General features: G+C 36.5%; 1 protein-coding gene. It reads left to right on the top strand.

Going from position 1 to position 1918, the window contains the following annotated elements; all coding sequences use genetic code 11:
- Positions 1–65: 65 nt before the first annotated feature.
- The gene (locus CXF89_RS19075) at positions 66–1499 is read left to right on the top strand and encodes a tetratricopeptide repeat-containing sulfotransferase family protein (RefSeq protein WP_121955476.1); all 1434 of its coding nucleotides are present in this window, start codon (positions 66–68) and stop codon (positions 1497–1499) included.
- The last annotated feature ends 419 nt before the right edge of the window (positions 1500–1918 follow it).

Genomic DNA, 1918 nt, shown 5'->3' with positions numbered 1-1918 from the left:
TAACGCAGTGAGTGCGCTATTTAATGCGATAGAATGATTGTTTTTTTAATAAAATTGGTATAACTATGCTACTTAATAAAGCTAACCAACTACTGCAACAAAATAAACTCAAAGAAGCTGAGTTTCATTTTAAAACGCTATTAAATAGTAACCCTGAAAATGGTGAAGCTTTATTTGGCTTAGGCAGAATTGCCTTACGACTAGAACGCTATGACTCTGCTGTATACTTACTCCAAAAAGCATGTGAGCGAATGCCTCATATGCTTGAACCATTACATGCACTAGCAGATGCGTTTAACGGTGTTAATTCGCCAAACGATGCGTTAACTGTTCTCGAATATGCAAAAAAGTTAGCGAGTCATAACCCAGAACCCCACTACTACTTAGCCCAACACTACTTAACATATGGCGAATTAGATAAAGCCCATACAACGTTTGCCCAAGCTCTCAGTATTGGCACCTACCCAGTAACAGCCTATATTTTATTTGAACTTGTACAGTTAGGCCGCTTTAATAAAGAGCATAATTATGTAAGTAATTTACACCACTTATTAACTCAAACGAGCAATTTACGTTTAAAAATGGTGTGTTACTACGCATTAGCAAACAGTTACGATGCACTTGAAGATACCGAGCAAGCATTTAATTACTTTATATTGGCGAATAAATTACAAAAAAAATTAAGTGAATTTAACACTAAAGATTTAATCCCTTTTTACGATGAAATAATAAAATACAACACCGAGGAATTTATTGCCTCTGCCGATAAAAAATTTACAGGTAATATTACGCCTGTTTTTATCATTGGCATGCCTCGTAGTGGCTCTACCCTCCTGGAGCAAATGTTGGCAAGCCATAGTCAGTTTTCGAGCCTAGGAGAGAGTACAAGTATTAGTAATAACGCAGTTGCTTTTATTGAACAAAAAACGGGAGTTGCTTACCCGCAATGTTTAGCGCATTTAACGCCTGACCTAATAAAAAAAGCCCGCGAACTGTATATCACAACTTTAAAAACAGCATCGCCCATCAGACCTTTTATAATAAATAAACTGCCTAGTAATTATCAATCGCTAGGACTTATATATAGGCTGTTTCCTAATGCTAAATTTATAAACTTAAGTCGTGATTTTAATGCTACCGCGTTTTCTATCTTCACTAATTACTTTGCTGAAAACGAGCCTTATTTTTGCTCACTATCTGAGTTTAAGCTTTATCATAAGTTGTATGAAAAACTGATGAGGCATTGGCACTCCTTTAAAGATATGCCTATTTATGATGTCAGTTACGAAGATTTAGTGAGTAACTCAAAAGAGCAGCTAACGCAGTTACTTGGTTTTTTAAACTGTCATTTTGAAGAGCGCTGCTTAGCGTTTTATAAACAAAAAACACCGGTAACCACGTTGAGTAAACATGCTATTCGCCAACCTATTAATAACGCCGCAATCGCTAAGTGGGAGCGTTACAAAACACCGCTTTTAAAGTTACTTGATGAGAATTAATTAGGGCCTGTTTATCTTTCGAGGTTAAATTTGCAGTAGGCTGTTTGGTATTTAGGCAAGGCAGAGCCTATGTAGTGTGGTTGTTCCCCATAAATAGGCGATAACGCAGCATAAAGACCAAACATCCACTGCCCTTCGGGTTCTTTCTAGGGACGATTAACTCTTTGTTGCCTACATGGATGTCATAGGTAAGATCTTAAGAAATTGAGTTGAAGCTCAATTCATGATCAAATGGTTGTTACCACACAAACCACAGAATCAAGAAAAGAGCTTCAAATGAATGCTAACATTTTTATTAATAAGTATCCTAAGTGAAAAAAAACTGAACCGACTTGGTAAACAAGTAGCATTTACGAAAAGAGAAAGAAATATCACCGCATTTCATATGGTTGTTAGTCTTGTTGCTGCGCTTGGGGATA

Origin of the sequence: Pseudoalteromonas sp. MelDa3 (genome assembly GCF_002863625.1) — a bacterium.
GTDB lineage: Bacteria > Pseudomonadota > Gammaproteobacteria > Enterobacterales > Alteromonadaceae > Pseudoalteromonas > Pseudoalteromonas arctica.
Note: the sequence above shows the minus strand (reverse complement) of the source record. Positions and strands in the feature narration are given on the sequence as shown.

Bases quoted from the DNA above. Each gene is read 5' to 3' on its own strand.
- CXF89_RS19075 (WP_121955476.1), top strand. From the start codon at position 66: ATGCTACTTAATAAAGCTAACCAACTACTGCAACAAAATAAACTCAAA.